This window comes from Vibrio sp. 1069, assembly GCF_033340555.1.
Genome location: NZ_JAWOWP010000383.1, coordinates 1 through 698, shown reverse-complemented (window position 1 = coordinate 698; position 698 = coordinate 1). Strand labels below are relative to the sequence as shown.

Below are 698 nucleotides of genomic sequence, written 5' to 3'. Positions count from 1 at the left end.
TATCGCCAATGCTCGCAAACAATACCCAGAGCTTGGTCAGCAGTTGGCAACCATTAATGACACAGCGTACCGACGTTATTACCGCGAATCCAACGTAGGCAATTTAGTAGCAGATATGATGCGCGAAGCCGCTAAAGCGGATGTGGGTATGATCAGCTCGGGCAGTATTCGCGTTGACCTTAACAAAGGCCCAGTAACGATGGAAAACGTAATGGATCTTTTCCCATTCACAGATAAACTTTCCGTCGTAAAACTCAACGGCGCACAGTTGAAAGAACTGCTGGAGTACAGCTACACCTTGCCTTACGGTCTGGCACAATTCTCCGGTATTGAAGCGCGCTACGACAACGCAAAACCACAAGGTAAACGCCTGCTCAGCCTGAACGTAAATGGCAAACCATTGAACGACTCGCAATCATACAAAGTGGCCACTTACTCTTACGCAGCGAGCGGGGGTGACGGTTATCATGTATTTGAAAAAGGCACGTTAGAGTCGCAAGGTGATTCAGTCACCCAAGTATTGATTGACCAATTTAAAGCCAAGAAAGACGTTACCGTTCCTGCGTTGGGTCGCCAAGTGGATGTCAGCGTCAAAGAGTGAGTCTCTGACAAATAACCTCAAAGGATAAGCACCATGACTTTTCGTCAAGAATACAATGGCTGTAAGTCATTTGGCTGCCCTAATTGCGGCGTGCCTG

General features: G+C 47.7%; 1 protein-coding gene. It reads left to right on the top strand.

Annotated elements, in window-relative coordinates:
* On the top strand, positions 1-601 hold a 601-nt coding region (locus tag R7040_RS26670), incomplete at its 5' end, for a 5'-nucleotidase (protein WP_318097613.1).
* Between the last annotated feature and the right edge of the window lie 97 nt (positions 602-698).